19 protein-coding genes and 1 pseudogene are annotated in these 15,955 nt (G+C 46.6%); 17 read left to right on the top strand and 3 right to left on the bottom strand.

Features of this window, described 5'->3' with window-relative positions:
- Positions 1-5 precede the first annotated feature (5 nt).
- Positions 6-1,370, bottom strand: a complete 1,365-nt coding sequence (locus HMPREF9446_RS11545; protein WP_148345799.1) for a tetratricopeptide repeat protein — start codon at positions 1,368-1,370, stop codon at positions 6-8.
- Between the two features lie 185 nt (positions 1,371-1,555).
- Here HMPREF9446_RS11545 and HMPREF9446_RS11540 point away from each other — a divergent pair, with 185 nt between their 5' ends.
- The 7 genes from HMPREF9446_RS11540 to folK are packed head-to-tail and all read left to right on the top strand — an operon-like array spanning position 1,556 to position 6,754.
- Positions 1,556-2,455, top strand: coding sequence for a class I SAM-dependent methyltransferase (locus HMPREF9446_RS11540; RefSeq protein ID WP_009125845.1), 900 nt, complete (start codon positions 1,556-1,558; stop codon positions 2,453-2,455).
- A gap of 29 nt (positions 2,456-2,484) precedes the next feature.
- The gene (locus HMPREF9446_RS11535) at positions 2,485-3,360 is read left to right on the top strand and encodes a cell division protein FtsX (protein ID WP_009125844.1); all 876 of its coding nucleotides are present in this window, start codon (positions 2,485-2,487) and stop codon (positions 3,358-3,360) included.
- Positions 3,361-3,398: 38 nt separating this feature from the next.
- Entirely contained in the window at positions 3,399-3,641 is a 243-nt protein-coding gene (locus HMPREF9446_RS11530) for a DUF3098 domain-containing protein (RefSeq protein ID WP_009125843.1), read from the top strand.
- Positions 3,642-3,643: 2 nt separating this feature from the next.
- Positions 3,644-4,498: an undecaprenyl-diphosphate phosphatase gene (locus tag HMPREF9446_RS11525; protein WP_009125842.1), complete on the top strand. Its 855-nt coding sequence runs from the start codon at positions 3,644-3,646 to the stop codon at positions 4,496-4,498.
- Positions 4,498-5,199, top strand: a complete 702-nt coding sequence (truB, locus tag HMPREF9446_RS11520) for a tRNA pseudouridine(55) synthase TruB (protein ID WP_009125841.1) — start codon at positions 4,498-4,500, stop codon at positions 5,197-5,199. Before HMPREF9446_RS11525 ends, truB begins: the two co-directional genes overlap by 1 nt.
- Positions 5,200-5,223: 24 nt before the next feature.
- On the top strand, positions 5,224-6,282 hold the full coding sequence (gene queA, locus HMPREF9446_RS11515) for a tRNA preQ1(34) S-adenosylmethionine ribosyltransferase-isomerase QueA (RefSeq protein ID WP_009125840.1): 1,059 nt from the start codon (positions 5,224-5,226) through the stop codon (positions 6,280-6,282).
- A gap of 7 nt (positions 6,283-6,289) precedes the next feature.
- Positions 6,290-6,754: a 2-amino-4-hydroxy-6-hydroxymethyldihydropteridine diphosphokinase gene (folK, locus tag HMPREF9446_RS11510; RefSeq protein ID WP_009125839.1), complete on the top strand. Its 465-nt coding sequence runs from the start codon at positions 6,290-6,292 to the stop codon at positions 6,752-6,754.
- Between the two features lie 21 nt (positions 6,755-6,775).
- Here the strand turns inward: folK and HMPREF9446_RS11505 are convergent, their stop codons facing one another.
- Positions 6,776-7,807: an endonuclease/exonuclease/phosphatase family protein gene (locus HMPREF9446_RS11505; RefSeq protein ID WP_009125838.1), complete on the bottom strand. Its 1,032-nt coding sequence runs from the start codon at positions 7,805-7,807 to the stop codon at positions 6,776-6,778.
- Positions 7,808-7,896: 89 nt separating this feature from the next.
- Here HMPREF9446_RS11505 and HMPREF9446_RS11500 point away from each other — a divergent pair, with 89 nt between their 5' ends.
- Both HMPREF9446_RS11500 and metK read left to right on the top strand, forming a co-directional pair.
- Positions 7,897-8,421, top strand: a complete 525-nt coding sequence (locus tag HMPREF9446_RS11500) for a methylated-DNA--[protein]-cysteine S-methyltransferase (protein ID WP_009125837.1) — start codon at positions 7,897-7,899, stop codon at positions 8,419-8,421.
- A gap of 251 nt (positions 8,422-8,672) precedes the next feature.
- Positions 8,673-9,965, top strand: a complete 1,293-nt coding sequence (gene metK / locus HMPREF9446_RS11495) for a methionine adenosyltransferase (protein ID WP_009125835.1) — start codon at positions 8,673-8,675, stop codon at positions 9,963-9,965.
- Between the two features lie 154 nt (positions 9,966-10,119).
- On the opposite strand, the gene HMPREF9446_RS11490 is transcribed toward metK, so the two are convergent.
- A complete protein-coding gene (locus tag HMPREF9446_RS11490; protein WP_009125834.1) occupies positions 10,120-10,842 on the bottom strand; it encodes a LexA family transcriptional regulator in 723 nt (240 codons plus the stop codon).
- Positions 10,843-11,199: 357 nt separating this feature from the next.
- On the opposite strand from HMPREF9446_RS11490, the gene HMPREF9446_RS11485 reads away from it, so the two are divergent.
- From HMPREF9446_RS11485 to HMPREF9446_RS11455, 8 genes and pseudogenes are all read left to right on the top strand, one after another.
- Positions 11,200-11,511: a hypothetical protein gene (locus tag HMPREF9446_RS11485; protein ID WP_039969238.1), complete on the top strand. Its 312-nt coding sequence runs from the start codon at positions 11,200-11,202 to the stop codon at positions 11,509-11,511.
- A 19-nt stretch (positions 11,512-11,530) separates the two neighbouring features.
- Entirely contained in the window at positions 11,531-12,529 is a 999-nt protein-coding gene (locus tag HMPREF9446_RS11480; protein ID WP_039969237.1) for a DUF4373 domain-containing protein, read from the top strand.
- A gap of 160 nt (positions 12,530-12,689) precedes the next feature.
- On the top strand, positions 12,690-13,172 hold the full coding sequence (locus HMPREF9446_RS11475) for an HU family DNA-binding protein (RefSeq protein WP_009125830.1): 483 nt from the start codon (positions 12,690-12,692) through the stop codon (positions 13,170-13,172).
- 89 nt (positions 13,173-13,261) lie between these two features.
- On the top strand, positions 13,262-13,702 hold the full coding sequence (locus HMPREF9446_RS11470) for an N-acetylmuramoyl-L-alanine amidase (protein WP_039969234.1): 441 nt from the start codon (positions 13,262-13,264) through the stop codon (positions 13,700-13,702).
- 23 nt (positions 13,703-13,725) lie between these two features.
- Positions 13,726-13,830 carry a smalltalk protein gene (locus HMPREF9446_RS18745; RefSeq protein WP_157243326.1) on the top strand — a complete coding sequence of 35 codons (105 nt, stop codon included), beginning with the start codon at positions 13,726-13,728 and terminating at the stop codon, positions 13,828-13,830.
- 108 nt (positions 13,831-13,938) lie between these two features.
- Positions 13,939-14,379, top strand: coding sequence for a protein kinase family protein (locus HMPREF9446_RS11465; protein WP_009125827.1), 441 nt, complete (start codon positions 13,939-13,941; stop codon positions 14,377-14,379).
- Positions 14,364-15,044: pseudogene (locus tag HMPREF9446_RS19165) on the top strand (DUF4329 domain-containing protein); the annotation flags it as partial. The gene HMPREF9446_RS11465 and the pseudogene HMPREF9446_RS19165, both read left to right, overlap by 16 nt.
- A gap of 1 nt (position 15,045) precedes the next feature.
- Positions 15,046-15,465, top strand: a complete 420-nt coding sequence (locus HMPREF9446_RS11455) for an NTF2 fold immunity protein (protein WP_009125825.1) — start codon at positions 15,046-15,048, stop codon at positions 15,463-15,465.
- Positions 15,466-15,955 lie beyond the last annotated feature (490 nt).

Raw genomic sequence — 15,955 nt, 5'->3', positions numbered from 1 at the left:
ATTTATCAACTTAAATTAATTCCGCCAACGGGTTTAAGCAAATCTTGTTGTAGCTGGTTCTGTGTGGTTTCTGCCTCTCGCAAAGAGAACTCTAATATTTCGATTTCTTTTTTGTTTTTTTCTATTTGGGCAAGGCTTAACTGATATTGTTCTTTCTTTATTCTTTCAAGTTTTTGTCGTTGTATTCTTTTGGCTTGCTCTTTTCTCTTATGGTATTCTCGGTAAGCAATAAAGAGGAGTATTGAAAAAACAAAAGCTATGCAGAAAATAACTTTCAATCTTCTTTCTTGAAAAGTTTGGATTTTTAGTTTCCTATTCTCTTTCTGGCTTAGTTGATAATCGTATAATGCGTTTATTTTACGAATCGTTTCTACTTGATTCATATTTTGTACGGAATCTGTGTACATTAAGTATTGGTCTAAATACGTCAGCATTTCATTTATTTTTCCTTTTGATCTTGCAATATTGTATAATCCCCAATAGGCTCCCTGCTTATAAATGTAGTTGTTCGTGAATAGTAATTGAGAATAGTAATGTATTGCAGAATCGGGCTGGTTGGTATGTTCGTAATATTGCGCTTTGATGGCATATAAAGGAAATTTCTTTCCTCTTTTTGATGATGTTGCTATCTGCATCGCTTTATATGCCTCCTCGTATCTCCCCAATTCTGTATAATAGCCGGACAATTCACTATTTACTACGCTTCTTAGCCGTAGGTTTTTGATACGTTCTGCCTGCTTGTCTGCTTGCCGGTAGTAATGGATGGCGCTGTCTGCTTGTTTCAGGGTGCTGTAGGAACGGCCTATATCACGTAATCTGTACACCATCCCGATACTGTCTTTTGCCAATGCGTTATGGTGATAGGCCTTTCTAAACATTTCCGGTGCTTTGTCATAAATGTCCTGATAGAGGAAAATCATTCCTATCTGGCTGTATGCGTTGCTTAGTAGTTTATGGTCTGTGCTACCTTTTGCAGTCTCTATTACCCGTTGAAAATACTCCAACGCCTGAGGTGTATCCCCCAGGTCCCTATACACCCGTCCTGCGTAATAGAGTGCTTTGGGCAGGTTCTTTTCGTCTTTTTCCTTTCGATAATAGCAGACTACTTGCCGGATGATGCTGTCTGAAGTATGTGTGACGTAAGCCTTGTCTTGCGCCTTGATGCGTAGCAGGTCATAATACACCCGAGTTGCTTCGGGTTCCGAGAGGATGCTGTCTTCTATCTGTTGCAGAAGGGTTATTGCACTGTCGGGTGCAGTGTTTGCAAGCGAATCCGCCACTTGCATGGCATGAGGAAACGGGCGGTTGTCACAAGCGTACAATCCCAACAGAAGTAATGCTAAATGCAGTATTGTTCTGGTTGATTTCATGAAATGCGGTTTATTTGATACGGCAAAGGTAATTTTTTTAGATTTAAGAGCAACCCCGTGAGCTAACTCTTAAATCTCCTTAACAAAAGGCCTGTAAATCACTTTTTATTTGTTATTTTGTACCAAATTTAGGTTTGGTGTGCCTTGTTCAGTAGGGGTGCACTTCCTTATTGGCAGAACGTTCGATGAATAAATTCACTATAAAAGCTTGTCCGTTATGCGGGGGAACGCATCTTGAGCGTGCCCTGACTTGTGTTGACCATTATGCCACGGGCGAAATGTTCCACTTGTGCCGTTGCCGGGACTGCGGGTTTCTTTTCACGCAGGATTTTCCGGTAGAGGCTGAGATAGGCCGCTATTACGAAACTCCCGATTATATTTCACATTCGGATACAAAGAAAGGGGTGATGAACTCCGTTTACCATTGGGTGCGCAGCTATATGTTGGGAAGCAAAGCCCGCCTGGTAGCCCGGGAAGCGCACCGCAAGGAAGGCCGTTTGCTGGATATAGGTACGGGAACCGGCTATTTTGCAGATGCCATGCAGCGTCGTGGATGGCAGGTGGAGGCGGTGGAAAAGAGTGCGCAGGCGCGTGCTTTTGCTAAAGAGCATTTTAATTTGGAGGTACGCCCCGATACGGCTTTGAAAGACTTCGCACCCGGCAGCTTCGATGTGATTACCCTATGGCATGTCATGGAGCACCTGGAACATCTGAATGAAGTTTGGGAGACCTTGAATTCCCTGCTGACCGACAAGGGCGTGTTGATTGTTGCTGTACCTAACTGCTCTTCGTTCGATGCGCAGAAGTATGGGGCATACTGGGCTGCATACGATGTTCCCCGTCACCTGTGGCATTTTACACCGGGCACCATCCAGCAGTTTGGTTCCAAACATGGATTCATCATGGCGGAGAGACATCCCATGCCGTTCGATGCTTTTTATGTATCGATGTTGACGGAAAAACACATGAGGCATTCTTGCACCTTCCTGCGGGGAATGATAACCGGTACACTGGCTTGGTTCAGTGCACTGGTGAAGAAAGAGCGCAGCAGTTCCATGATTTATGTCTTCCGGAAAAAGAACTAATTATTAATTATCAACCATCAATTAATGCAATGAAGGCAAAGCACCATTCGGTATCCTATTTTGATATGCAGTTCATCACGTCCAGCATAAGCACGACGTTGGTGCTGTTGTTGCTGGGGTTGGTCGTGTTCTTTGTGTTGGCTGCCCACAATCTTTCCATCTATGTAAAGGAGAATATCAACTTCTCCATCCTCATCAGTGACGACATGAAGGAGAGCGAGATCCTGAAGTTACAGAAGAAGTTGGATAAGGAGGCTTTCGTGAAAGAGACGGAATATATCTCCAAAAAGCAGGCTCTCCGCGAGCAGACGGAAGCTATGGGTACGGATCCGCAGGAATTCTTGGGCTATAATCCTTTCACTGCATCCATTGAAATCAAGTTGCATTCCGATTATGCCAACTCGGACAGCATTGCCAAGATAGAGAAACTGATAAAGAAGAATACCAATATCCAGGAGGTACTCTATCAGAAGGATCTGATAGATGCCATCAACGATAATATCCGCAACATCAGCTTGATGCTTCTAGGTTTGGCGGTGATACTGACATTTATCTCTTTTGCGCTGATAAACAACACGATCCGCCTTGCCATTTATTCCAAGCGTTTCCTCATCCACACCATGAAGTTGGTGGGGGCAAGCTGGAGTTTTATCCGGCGTCCGTTTTTGCGCCGTAACTTCTGGATCGGTGTGCTGTCTGCCGCGGTTGCCGATGGTGTTTTGTGGGGAGCTGCCTATTGGCTGGTTTCCTATGAACCGGATTTGATACGGGTTATTACGCCCAATGTCATGTTGCTGGTGTCAGTGTCCGTACTTGTGTTTGGGGTGCTTATCACCTGGTTGTGTGCCTTGCTTTCCATTAATAAATATTTAAAGATGAAAGCAAGCACGTTGTATTATATATAGGCAATAAATTGTAAATAGTCAAATCATAAAAAAAACAGATGGATAAACAAAAATTCGCTTTTGATAAGACCAACTTTATCCTGCTTGCCATCGGTATGGCGGTGGTAATCCTCGGTTTTATCCTGATGACCGGCCCCTCGTCCACACCGACGACTTTTGAGCCGGATATCTTTAGTGTGAGACGTATCAAGGTAGCTCCGGTAGTATGTCTTCTGGGCTTCGTGTTCATGATATATGCTGTGCTGCGTAAGCCGAAAACAAAAGAGGAGGTTAAGGAATAACTATGGAAGATCTAAGTACTCTTGAGGTAATTATCATTGCTATTGTCGAAGGCTTGACGGAGTTTTTGCCTGTTTCTTCGACCGGACACATGATTATTACCCAAAATATGTTGGGTGTGGAGAGCACTGAGTTTGTGAAAGCATTTACGGTGATTATTCAGTTCGGGGCTATCCTGTCGGTAGTGTGTCTGTATTGGAAACGGTTCTTCCGCTTGAATCACACGCCTTTGCCTGAAGGGGCATCCGGTCTGGGACGTTTCTTGCATAAGTTCGATTTCTATTGGAAGTTGTTGGTAGCATTTGTTCCGGCTGCCATACTGGGTTTCCTGTTCAGCGACAAGATTGACGCAATGTTGGAAAGTGTGACGGTAGTAGCCGTGATGCTTGTGGTCGGTGGCATATTCATGCTGTTTTGCGATAAGATTTTCTCGAAAGGCAGTGAAGATACGGTGTTGACAGAGAAAAAGGCTTTCAGCATCGGTTTGTTTCAGTGCATAGCCATGATACCGGGTGTTTCACGTTCCATGGCTACCATTGTAGGCGGTATGTCACAGAAGCTTACTCGTAAGGCGGCGGCCGAATTTTCATTCTTTCTGGCCGTACCTACTATGCTTGCGGCTACGGCTTATAAGATTTTGAAACTTTTCCTGGATGGAGGAACGGAAATTATCATGAACAACATGTCCGCATTGATTATTGGTAATGTGGTTGCTTTTGTAGTGGCGTTGCTTGCTATCAAGTTTTTTATCAGTTTTGTTACGAAGTACGGTTTCAAAGCGTTCGGCTGGTATCGCATCATTGTTGGAGGGTTGATTCTGATCTTGTTGCTGACAGGGCATAATCTGGAGGTAATGTAATGATGAATTTTAAAGAAGGAGAAGTTTTGTATTTCAATAAACCGTTGGGCTGGACATCGTTCAAAGTTGTGGGGCATGCGCGTTATCACATTTGCCGGCGGATAGGTGTAAAGAAACTGAAGGTAGGACATGCCGGTACGCTGGATCCTCTCGCTACGGGGGTGATGATTGTCTGTACAGGCAAGGCTACCAAACGCATTGAAGAATTCCAGTATCATACCAAAGAGTATGTTGCTACCATCCGCTTGGGTGCCACTACTCCCTCCTATGATTTGGAACATGAGATAGATGCTACCTATCCCACGGAACACATTACCCGTGAGTTGGTGGAAGGGGCGTTGAAGAAGTTCGTGGGCGAGATACAACAAGTGCCGCCCGCTTTTTCGGCATGTATGGTGAATGGCAAACGTGCCTACGACCTTGCCCGCAAGGGAGAGGAAGTGGAGCTGAAGCCCAAGTTGCTGGTGATTGATGAAATAGAATTGCTGGAATGTAACTTGCCGGAAATCAAAGTCCGTGTGGTATGCAGTAAAGGTACTTATATCCGTGCCTTGGCCCGTGATATCGGGCTGGCCTTGGGCAGCGGTGCACATCTTACCGCCCTTGAGCGTACCCGTGTCGGCGATATCCGTATAGAAGACTGCCTTGATCCGCTCGATTTTAAGGAGTGGGTAGAGAGGCAAGAGATAGAAGTGCAATAAATAAATTTAAAAACTCAAATAATTATGAAACTGTCGCAATTTAAATTCAAACTTCCTGAAGAGAAGATCGCTTTGCACCCTGCGAAGTACAGAGACGAATCGCGCCTGTTGGTGCTTCACAGAAAGACAGGTGAAATCGAACACCGGATGTTCAAGGACATCTTGGACTATTTCGATGATAAGGATGTATTTGTCTTCAACGACACCAAGGTATTTCCTGCCCGCCTGTACGGAAACAAAGAAAAGACCGGTGCCCGTATCGAGGTGTTCTTATTGCGCGAGTTGAACGAAGAGCTGCGTTTGTGGGATGTATTGGTGGATCCTGCACGTAAAATCCGTATCGGAAACAAGCTCTATTTCGGTGATGACGATTCTATGGTGGCCGAGGTAATTGACAACACTACCTCACGCGGGCGTACTCTCCGTTTTCTTTATGACGGACCGCATGACGAGTTCAAGAAAGCACTCTATGCATTGGGAGAAACGCCGCTTCCGCACAGCATCGTCAACCGTCCTGTCGAGCCGGAAGACTCGGAACGTTTCCAGTCTATCTTTGCCCGTAACGAGGGTGCTGTAACAGCTCCTACTGCCAGTCTGCACTTCAGCCGTGAATTGATGAAGCGTATGGAGATCAAGGGAATCGACTTTGCCTATATCACGTTGCATGCCGGTTTGGGCAATTTCCGTGATATCGATGTGGAAGACTTGACGAAACACAAGACGGACTCCGAGCAGATGATTGTAAACAGTGAGGCCGTGAAGATTGTGAATCATGCCAAAGATATAAATAAACAGGTTTGTGCCGTTGGTACTACCGTGATGCGTGCCATTGAAAGTACTGTCAGCACGGACGGGCATCTGAAAGAATATGAAGGCTGGACCAATAAGTTCATTTTCCCGCCGTATGATTTCACTGTCGCCAATGCCATGGTGTCCAATTTTCACATGCCGCTCAGCACCCTGCTGATGATTGTGGCTGCTTTTGGCGGTTACGAACAGGTAATGGAAGCGTATAATGTTGCGTTGAAGGAAGATTATCGCTTCGGTACGTATGGTGATGCGATGCTGATTACAGACAGATAATCCGGTTATGACTATTTATTTCGGTCTTGGAACCAATCTCGGCGACAAGGAGCAGCATCTCCGTACCGCCGTTCAAAAGATAAAGGAGCGGATAGGGAAAGTGATTTCCCTTTCCGCTTTTTATGCTACTGCTCCGTGGGGATTTACTTCGGAGCATACTTTTCTGAATGCCGCCCTTTGTGTGGAGACTCAGCTTTCTCCTTTAGAGATACTGAAAATTACTCAAGAGATCGAGCTTGAGATGGGACGTATCCATAAGTCTGTCAATGGTGCATATAGTGACCGTGTGATAGACATTGACCTTCTGCTCTGTTTTGCCGGTGACGGTACTCCTGTCCTGTTGGACGTTCCCGGGCTGCAACTTCCCCACCCGTTGATGCAAGACCGCCGTTTTGTGCTGGAGCCTTTGGCGGAGATTGCTCCCGATGTGGTGCATCCTGTATTGAAAAAAACAATGCAAGAATTGTTGTAGGGCAGTCTCTGGGATTTATGGTCAAGGCTCTATTCCGAAGGTCACAAGCAGTCCTTTATGGTCGGTAGGCCATACGCCCTCCGGCAACAGGAATTTGTCTTTGGTATTTTCCGTTATCCGCCGGCTTTTGGCAATACTGCCTTGCGGTCCGAAAATTACGGCGTCTTTCAGCCGGATGGCAGGGTGGGGGTAGTAGAACACATAGTCTATGCGGTCCCGTTCATCGGATTTTGGGGTCCAGGTAAGGTTTTCCACCTTGACTAACGGATTGTCGGCAGGGAAGGTGAACCCCGGGCAGGCCAACACATCAGGATACAACGTGCGGTAGGTATCTATAAAACCATTGTTGTCAAGCAGCAGGGGTACGGTCCAGGGAATGATGAGGCCGTTGTGGTCATAGAGGTCTTTCGTTTCGCGTATCCAGTCCAGGTGGGAAGGTTCGTTGAAGTCTCCACCCAGAATGACAATTGTACCTTCTTCGATGTCCCGGCGGGCAGCGGTTATGAAGTCCCGGGTGGCATCATCGCGCAGGGAGGCGTCGTTTACTTCAAGTACTTCGCGCACTGTTTGCGGTATGGGAATTTCTTTCCAAGTGGAGCCGTCGTAACCGCGTACATTGTAGTAGGCATCGTTCAGATAATCCAAGTGGGCTGTATAGACGGCTATCTTATGCCCGTTGATGCGGCTTGTCATCTTGTATATGCTTCCGTGGTCGTCCTTTTCGGGGAAGACGGTCAGAGAGTCGGTGATGGGGTGGCGGCTCAATAGTCCGGAATCGTAGCTGTAGAAGGAATAGTAGGTTTCTCCTTTTTCCTTCAATGACTGTACAATGCGGTCGCAAAATCGGGTGTTGCGGTAGTTCCTTACTTCGCTGAAAGTCACGAAGTCCGGTTTGAGGCGTGCAATCTCGTTCACGATGGCGTCGTATCCTCCGGGTACTTTTGTTCCCTCTTGCCAGATGTTCCATTGCAATACGGTGAATTCATTCTTTTCCTGGCTTCGTCCCAGGGTAGATGCCAGCAGGAGCAGGCATAGTAAAATCAGTTTTCTCATGATGATATTTAGAATAGGTTCGGATGCAAAGATAGGGATTTTTAGAGATAATATCTATCTTTGCGGAGACTTCAAAAATAAGAAAGTGTATGCAGACCATTCTGATTCAGTATTACCAATCTCCCTGCGGCGAATTGATACTCGGCTCGTTTGAGGATAGACTTTGTCTATGCGATTGGGTGAATGAAAAGCGCAGGTCCATGATTGACAAGCGAATACAAAAGTCACTGGAGGCCGGTTATGAAGCGGGCAGTTCCGAAGTGATTGCAAAAGCGGTTGTCCGGTTGGATGAATATTTTGCCCGCAAGAGGAAAACGTTCGACATTCCGTTGCTCTTGGTAGGCACAGAGTTTCAGAAGTCAGTGTGGCAGGAACTGCAGAATATCCCTTATGGAAAAACCCTGTCTTACGGTGAATTGTCGCAAAGGCTCGGAGAACCGAAAGCCGTGCGTGCCGTGGCGGCTGCCAACGGGGCAAACCCTATTTCTATCTTCGTTCCTTGCCACCGTGTCATCGGACGTGACCATAAGCTGACCGGATATGCAGGCGGTCTGGCTGCCAAGAAGAAACTGCTGGAATTGGAGGCAGATTGCCGGACTCTGGAGTTCCGATGAGGTTTATGTTTAGCTATATAATGTTAATACTGCTTGCAAATATATATCATATATAGGAAAAACAGCTAAATTTGCACTCTTGAAATGATATGTGGAAAGATTTGAGTAGCTTGCAACCACAGAAAAAAATGCTAAAACACATCCTTTTCTGACGGTGTCACGGTGCACCGCGATTTGCGTGCCTACTCATAGATGATTCTTCTTTCTCCCTGTCTTTCATTTTTAATTATTCATTCTTTAATTTACGAAGTATGGGATATTTATTCACATCCGAATCGGTGTCTGAAGGACACCCCGACAAAGTGGCCGATCAAATATCGGACGCTGTGCTTGACAAACTGTTGGCATACGACCCCAGTTCGAAAGTAGCTTGCGAAACTCTGGTTACTACCGGACAGGTAGTACTGGCCGGTGAAGTGAAAACCAAAGCGTACGTTGACCTCCAGCTCATTGCACGTGAAGTAATCAAGAAAATAGGCTATACCAAAGGCGAGTATATGTTCGAGAGCAACTCGTGCGGTGTACTGAGCGCCATCCATGAGCAAAGCCCCGACATCAACCGTGGTGTAGAGCGGCAGGATCCTATGGAACAAGGCGCCGGTGACCAGGGCATGATGTTCGGTTATGCCACCAACGAAACGGAAAACTACATGCCGCTTTCGCTGGACTTGGCGCACCGCATCCTGCAAGTTCTGGCAGACATCCGTCGTGAAGGTGAGCAGATGACTTATCTCCGTCCCGATGCCAAGAGCCAGGTGACCATTGAATATGATGATAACGGCACGCCCGTACGAATTGATACCATTGTGGTTTCTACCCAACATGACGACTTCATACAACCTGCCGATGACAGTGAGGCAGCCCAGCTGAAGGCTGACGAGGAGATGCTTGCCCGGATCCGAGAAGATGTGGTCGGGATTCTGATGCCCCGTGTGATCGCTTCTATCCATGCGGAGAAGGTATTGGCTCTGTTCAATGACCGCATCACCTATCATGTCAATCCTACAGGCAAGTTCGTAATCGGTGGCCCTCACGGAGATACCGGTCTGACAGGCCGTAAGATTATCGTGGATACTTACGGAGGCAAAGGTGCGCACGGTGGCGGCGCTTTTTCTGGCAAAGACCCCTCGAAGGTGGACCGCAGTGCCGCATACGCTGCCCGCCACATTGCCAAGAATCTGGTAGCTGCCGGTGTGGCAGATGAGCTGTTGGTACAGGTTAGTTACGCCATCGGCGTGGCTCGTCCTATCAATATCTTTGTGGATACTTTCGGCCGCAGCCATGTGCGGATGAGTGACGGTGAGATTGCGAAGAAGGTGGACGAGTTGTTCGACCTCCGTCCGAAGGCCATCGAAGATCGTTTGAAGCTGCGCAATCCTATCTATCAGGAAACTGCCGCTTACGGACACATGGGACGTGAACCGCAGACTGTCGTCAAGCATTTCAAGTCGCGCTACGAAGGTGACAAGGATATAGAGGTGGAACTCTTTACTTGGGAGAAACTGGACTACGTGGACAAGGTGAAAGCCGCATTCGGTTTATAATCAGCATAGCTTTACAGCTATTTATATAGAAAGCTGCCCTTCTGTTCTGGATTTTCCAGAATGGAAGCGGCAGCTTTTGGTTTCTTCCTTTACCGGGCATCCCATGCCAAGGGCCCCGTCACTGCCATGATATCGGACAAAAGTTGCCCGGTCATTACATCATCATATTTTTCCTTATTGAAAATTTCACAATCGCCATGGCGTTGATGGCTTGCAAAGGCAGGTCCATCGGGTCGTGGTGCGTATTGTAGCTCACCAGTTTGAGGCATCCCGCCTGTTCGGAACGGTTGATGTATTTCACAGCCAGGTATTCGTCACCGCCACGTTCAAAGGATACGAGGTACATTTCGCCGTAAATCACGTCGCTGAAGCTGGAAATGGATTTGAAGCCCACGATGTCACCCGCTTTCAGGATGGGGTACATGCTGTCACCGCTCACATAGACGGCGCCGTCACACTGGGGCACGTTGGGGATGAGTATCTTGCCCAAAGCGTACTGCGGGCGGTCTGCAAGCATTGTCTTGAGGTTGGCGGCGGCGGAAATGTCGTAGAGCGTCACGCTGCGGTCATCTATACATTCGGGAGTTTTAGGATTGTGAATGATTTCCACCTCTCCCTTCGCCAATTCGCTGTTGCAAAATACAGGTTGATGCATGGGAGTACCCTTGCCTGCCAGCAACCAGTTGTAGTCTATATCAGAGAAGCGCTTCAGTATCAGTGGAAAATCTATGCTGTTGCGGGCTGTCCAGTTGCTTAGGGTGGAGCGCGAGATGCCTAAAAAGGCAGCTAACTCACTGTCTGTCTTGAAATCTTTCACCAGTTTGGCGCGCTTTACGATTTCTGCGGCATTGAAAGGCGAATCGCTTGTGATAATCATGATTGCTTGTTTTTAATATGTAAAAAAATCAGAGTGTGTTAACCCTTCATCCATATTGAGTTATTGTTTTTTTTAAGAAAACCGGTCTAAATGATTTGTTTTATAAATGAAAACAATATTACCTTTGTGGGAGCAAAAATACATAAGATGTTTTATAAATGCAAATAAAAGGAGAGGATCTTTATGGAAAAGGCCTGTATAGATGTGACATGCCGGACATATAGATACAATCTGCCGGATATATAGTTCTGGCACACCGGATCTATAGATACGGCACATTGGATATATAGACTTGGCATGCCGAATCTATAGATACAACCAAGCAATAAAAAATTATAATTGATAAAAGTTCTTATTATGAAACAGAAACTGATACCCGAAACTTCCTTCTGCGGATGCTGCCGCAAAGAACTTCCTCTGGAAGCCTTCTACATTGAGAAAAATACGCAACGCCCGGACCGCTACTGCAAAGAGTGCCGTCGCGCAGCCAGTAACGTGCGCTATTATCATGTGCAGGCTGCGGAACATACGCACCGTTATCCCGTAATCACCGAAACCGCAGACCGCGCCCTGCGTATGGCGCTCATAATGCATGCCTGGCAGGTGGTGAAAGAAAGTGTGGCCCGCAAGAGAAAACGTTTGCGTGAAGAGGATATTTCCAGTCATTAATCATTAATCATCAATCATCGTGTCCAGAATAAAAAAACGGGGGCTTGACTATTTCCCCTTGAATACAGATTTCATGCAGGACCGCCTGGTGCGGCGCATCATGAAGCGCGAGGGCGATTCTGCATTGGCGGTACTGCTACAGGCGCTTTGCAGCGTCTATTCGGGTGAGGGCTACTATGTGCGGTCCGATTCTCTTTTTTACGACGACCTTGCCGACAACCTTTATCAGCAGGAGTCTGCCGACGTGGAGCGCATCATCCGTCTTGCCGTGGATTACGGGCTCTTCAGCTCTGAGCTTTTCGGAAAGTATCACATCCTGACGTCTGCCGACATTCAGCGGCAATACCTTTTCATCACCAAGCGGCGCAGTTCCGTTTTGATAGACAGCCGTTACAATTTATTACCTGCCGACGCTCCTGCTGCTGTTCCCGATGTTCCTGCTGCTTCCGCCGACGCACTTGTTGTTCCCGCAATTGCACCTGTCACTCCCGATAATGTTACAATTATCTCCGGTGCGGAACATTTTCAGCAGGAAAATGCAGGAAAAGCCGCCAATGGTACACAAAGCATAGCACAGCACAGCATAGCACAGCAAACCAAAGAAAACTCCCTCCTCTATAGTTCCCCCGAAACCGGGGGAACTGCGGGCGCAGGCTCCGTGCCTGCGGAGGAACAGACCGGAGGGGAGGATAATTTTTCTTTCCGGCAGGGTAGCGGAAATACAGAAAACGGACTCGGTGAACAAGGTGCGGCTTCCGGCAAACATGTGCGTCGAGAGTGGACGGACGCCGATGTCAATGCTTTGCAACCTCCTCGGGACGGACTTCAACGCAACTTGGACGGATTGATTTTCAATATGCGGCAATATCGCATTCCGCCACAGGAGCAGTGTGCCATCATTTTCAAAAGTAACTTCGGCATCATCGGGCATCCCTTGTGGAAAGGTTTTTGCGCTTTGCGTGAAAGCCACGGAAAAATACGGCAGCCCGGGAAATATCTGCTGAGCTTGTGCCGGTAGATTGTATATTTTCATATTGTGAATTTATGGGTATTATATTTGTGAATAAAATCATGGTTTTTATTTTCCGGAGAGTTGAAAGACCCTTATATTTGCAGTGTGGTTAAGCTTAAGACACAAAACAAAATTATTCTATTAACACAGTTAAAACAAAATTATTATGCCTGTACTTTACAAAGCATTCCAATCTGTATTGGAGAACAAGAACAAACAAAGACTATTCTATCCACGCGTCGTGCTGAAGGGGCATGTGACGACGGACCAGGTGGCGCAGGAAATTTCGGAATACTCCTCTCTTACCAAGGGGGATACAAAGAATACCCTCGACAATCTGGTAAGGGTGATGACCACCCATTTGCACGCTTCCGAGAGTGTGACTCTGGATGGACTTGGCACTTTCCGCCTTGTGATGAAATCTACAGGGAAAGGTGTGGAGAGTGCGGCGAAGGTATCACCTGCACAGGCTACGGTCACGGTACGTTTCCAGCCAAGCACTACCAAGAATGCCAACCGCACCGTTGCCACCCGCGCGATGGTGACTGGCGTTAAGTTTGTAGCCTATGCGCCGGATGCGGACACTGCTTCAGGCGGTACCGGTGCGGGCGGTAACGACGGAGACGAAAACGAGAATCCGCTAGGCTGATTGTAGCCGGAAAGCCGCCGCCTCTACTGGCCGGCAAGGAAAAGGCGGCGGCTTTCTTTTTAAATCCTGTCTTGAAACACAAAATCATCATGCGAAAAATCAACTACATCGTGGTGCATTGCAGCGCCACACGGGAAGGCTATGCGCTTACTCCCGAAGCTCTGGAGAGAGAGCACCGCCGCCGCGGATTCCGTGGAACCGGCTATCATTACTACATCCGCAGGGACGGAAGCGTATTCGACGGCCGCCCCCTGCAACTGCCCGGCGCGCACGTGAAGGGGCAGAATGCCCACTCGATAGGCATCTGTTATGAGGGAGGGCTGGACGCTGAAGGAAATCCCAAAGACACCCGTACACCGGAACAACGCTCGGCGCTGCGCCTGTTGGTACACCGGCTGCTAAAGCTGTTCAAGGATGCCCGCGTATGCGGTCACCGGGACCTGAGCCCGGACCGGGACGGAGACGGAACGGTGGAACCCGGAGAGTGGGTGAAACAGTGCCCGTGCTTCGAGGTCAGTAAAAATCTATAGAATCATTAAACACACAGAACATTATGAAAATTAGTAAAGAGACTTGGAAAGATATCCTGAAAATTGTAGGCACCATCGTTGCCACCATAGCCAGTATGTTGGGCGTGCAGGCGATGCCGCCGCTATAATCCGGAGGTAGGCTGCTGATGAGGTTATTTAGGGGGCTTGAGAAATAGCTCCCTGAAATCTTCAATTATAGCACTGACAAAAAACAACCATTACAAACATTGACTAGTATGAAAAGAATTTCCTTATTTTTATTGCTGTCCCTTCTGTTGGGGGCAACAGTCTTATATTCCCAGAATCCTGAAACGAACCTCCGGGTTGTCTCTGTATCTCCCAATGCGGCGTCATTGGGAACATTCGGGATGATACCGACCAGTAACTATGTGGGACAGGCCAGCCTTAGCATTCCTGTTTATGAGATTGATCTTGACGGAAAGAAGTTCCCCATTACGCTATCCTATCATACGGACGGAACACGAGTGGCACAAGAGGCCACTTGGGTTGGTCTTGGATGGACTCTCCAGGCAGGAGGGTGCGTCATCTCTGTCTTTGGCAGCAACGCTAAGATTTACTCGGCAAACTACTATGACATCAAAGGGCGTGTGGTGAAGACGGTGCGTAGCAATCTGTTGGGAGGTTATGACATCACGTCCACCACTTATACCTTCTGAACGGTAATTTAACTAAAGATTTAAACAAGGGAATTGCGGGCATATCATATAATTGCTTAAATTTGCCCGGTGCGGTGACCTTTATTGACGGAAACCGGATCACCTATACATATGCCGCGGACGGAACGAAACTTCGGACAGTGCACGGCATAGGCGGTGCCAGCACCACAACGGACTACTGCACAAACGTGATCTATGAAAACGGTACCGCCAAGTTCCTGTTGACGGAGGAAGGATATCTAATTTATAAAGTAGAAGATGGTGGAAAGGTCAAATACTCATATACTCCAGCTGTTGTTTTAGGTTTTCATGGTGGTAAAATGTTGAATTCAAGCGATAAGAAAAATGTTGCAACTATTCATTCTCATGGTGAATATACAGGAAATATAACAGATACTAAGGGAAATAAATTCATCGTAAAAGATAATGAGTTTTCCAATACTGATAAAAGAACTAATGAAAAAACTGGATTAGTTGGATATTTGGCAACTCCTAATGGCAGTTTATTAGAATATAATTTTGCAAAAAAGCGAGTGGAGACTATTTCTAATGATTTACCTAGTGATCCAAAAGATCCCGAACGACTAAATAATGTTGCTCCAGTAGATAATACGCGTTCTCTATTTGCTAAGTTTATGGATAGAATTATAAATATGTTCAAGTAAAATGAGGAAAGAGTATGTAATTTCATTAGCTTTATTGTTACTTTGCCTTGCGGGGTGTAATGTAAAAAGAAGTAAGACTACGAACATTCGAGAAGAAGTGAATTTTATTATAGATACGACCCTTCGGAAAGAATACGTAGACGTAAAGCCATTTGAAGAATGTGATACTATTAGTACAAATAAAATGATAATTTCTGTAGAGGATGTTTTTGAAAAAGTGAAACCGAGTATAAATAGCCTAATAGAGCAAGGCCTAATAGAAATTCAGGGACCTCTTCATATTCATCTTATCAATGATAGTATTTGGATTGTAAGAAGTGAACCTGTTTCAAAAATAGATGAACTATTGTTTGGAGGAACTGTTTATTACGAAATTAGAAAAAATGATGGCTTTATCTTAAAGTGTATAATAGAAGAATAATGTCCCGTTGTAGCGAATGTCCTTCATTCGTTGTTTCTGAATATGAGAATCTTCTGATACGATAATCCCTAAATGATTCCCTGCTTATGTAATTATGTGTAAGCAGGGAATTTTTATCTTTGCTTGAGTCTCATAACACACAGGGGTTGTTTGCCAATAAGTAAGCTTATATTTGCAATTGGCTGACAGGTATCGGCAGCACAAAGTTCACCTACGACGGGCTGGACTATCTGTTGAACGCTACTTACGGTGAGACAGCAAGCATTAGCACGGATGTCAACCGTTTCAGCGAGAACGTGACGGGGGGATGACAAGAACGGGAACATCACCGGCCTGCAACGCTACGGGCATACCGCATCCTCATCATACGTACTGCTTGACAATCTGAATGTCACCCTCACCTGCAATCAGCTCAAACGGGTGGACGACCCCGCAACGGAATCCGTCCGCAATGGTTGCTTCGAGTTCAAGGATGCCGTGCAGCAGGATA

It is taken from the genome of Bacteroides fluxus YIT 12057 (assembly GCF_000195635.1).
GTDB classification, from domain to species: Bacteria; Bacteroidota; Bacteroidia; order Bacteroidales; family Bacteroidaceae; genus Bacteroides; species Bacteroides fluxus.
This window is presented reverse-complemented; position numbering and strand designations above follow the sequence as displayed.

What these genes read in the sequence shown, in the direction of transcription:
- HMPREF9446_RS11545 (WP_148345799.1), bottom strand. Translation starts at nt 1,370, where the DNA reads ATGAAATCAACCAGAACAATACTGCATTTAGCATTACTTCTGTTGGGA.
- HMPREF9446_RS11540 (WP_009125845.1), top strand. Translation starts at nt 1,556, where the DNA reads ATGAATAAATTCACTATAAAAGCTTGTCCGTTATGCGGGGGAACGCAT.
- HMPREF9446_RS11535 (WP_009125844.1), top strand. Translation starts at nt 2,485, where the DNA reads ATGAAGGCAAAGCACCATTCGGTATCCTATTTTGATATGCAGTTCATC.
- HMPREF9446_RS11530 (WP_009125843.1), top strand. Translation starts at nt 3,399, where the DNA reads ATGGATAAACAAAAATTCGCTTTTGATAAGACCAACTTTATCCTGCTT.
- HMPREF9446_RS11525 (WP_009125842.1), top strand. Translation starts at nt 3,644, where the DNA reads ATGGAAGATCTAAGTACTCTTGAGGTAATTATCATTGCTATTGTCGAA.
- truB (WP_009125841.1), top strand. Translation starts at nt 4,498, where the DNA reads ATGATGAATTTTAAAGAAGGAGAAGTTTTGTATTTCAATAAACCGTTG.
- queA (WP_009125840.1), top strand. Translation starts at nt 5,224, where the DNA reads ATGAAACTGTCGCAATTTAAATTCAAACTTCCTGAAGAGAAGATCGCT.
- folK (WP_009125839.1), top strand. Translation starts at nt 6,290, where the DNA reads ATGACTATTTATTTCGGTCTTGGAACCAATCTCGGCGACAAGGAGCAG.
- HMPREF9446_RS11505 (WP_009125838.1), bottom strand. Translation starts at nt 7,807, where the DNA reads ATGAGAAAACTGATTTTACTATGCCTGCTCCTGCTGGCATCTACCCTG.
- HMPREF9446_RS11500 (WP_009125837.1), top strand. Translation starts at nt 7,897, where the DNA reads ATGCAGACCATTCTGATTCAGTATTACCAATCTCCCTGCGGCGAATTG.
- metK (WP_009125835.1), top strand. Translation starts at nt 8,673, where the DNA reads ATGGGATATTTATTCACATCCGAATCGGTGTCTGAAGGACACCCCGAC.
- HMPREF9446_RS11490 (WP_009125834.1), bottom strand. Translation starts at nt 10,842, where the DNA reads ATGATTATCACAAGCGATTCGCCTTTCAATGCCGCAGAAATCGTAAAG.
- HMPREF9446_RS11485 (WP_039969238.1), top strand. Translation starts at nt 11,200, where the DNA reads ATGAAACAGAAACTGATACCCGAAACTTCCTTCTGCGGATGCTGCCGC.
- HMPREF9446_RS11475 (WP_009125830.1), top strand. Translation starts at nt 12,690, where the DNA reads ATGCCTGTACTTTACAAAGCATTCCAATCTGTATTGGAGAACAAGAAC.
- HMPREF9446_RS11470 (WP_039969234.1), top strand. Translation starts at nt 13,262, where the DNA reads ATGCGAAAAATCAACTACATCGTGGTGCATTGCAGCGCCACACGGGAA.
- HMPREF9446_RS18745 (WP_157243326.1), top strand. Translation starts at nt 13,726, where the DNA reads ATGAAAATTAGTAAAGAGACTTGGAAAGATATCCTGAAAATTGTAGGC.
- HMPREF9446_RS11465 (WP_009125827.1), top strand. Translation starts at nt 13,939, where the DNA reads ATGAAAAGAATTTCCTTATTTTTATTGCTGTCCCTTCTGTTGGGGGCA.
- HMPREF9446_RS11455 (WP_009125825.1), top strand. Translation starts at nt 15,046, where the DNA reads ATGAGGAAAGAGTATGTAATTTCATTAGCTTTATTGTTACTTTGCCTT.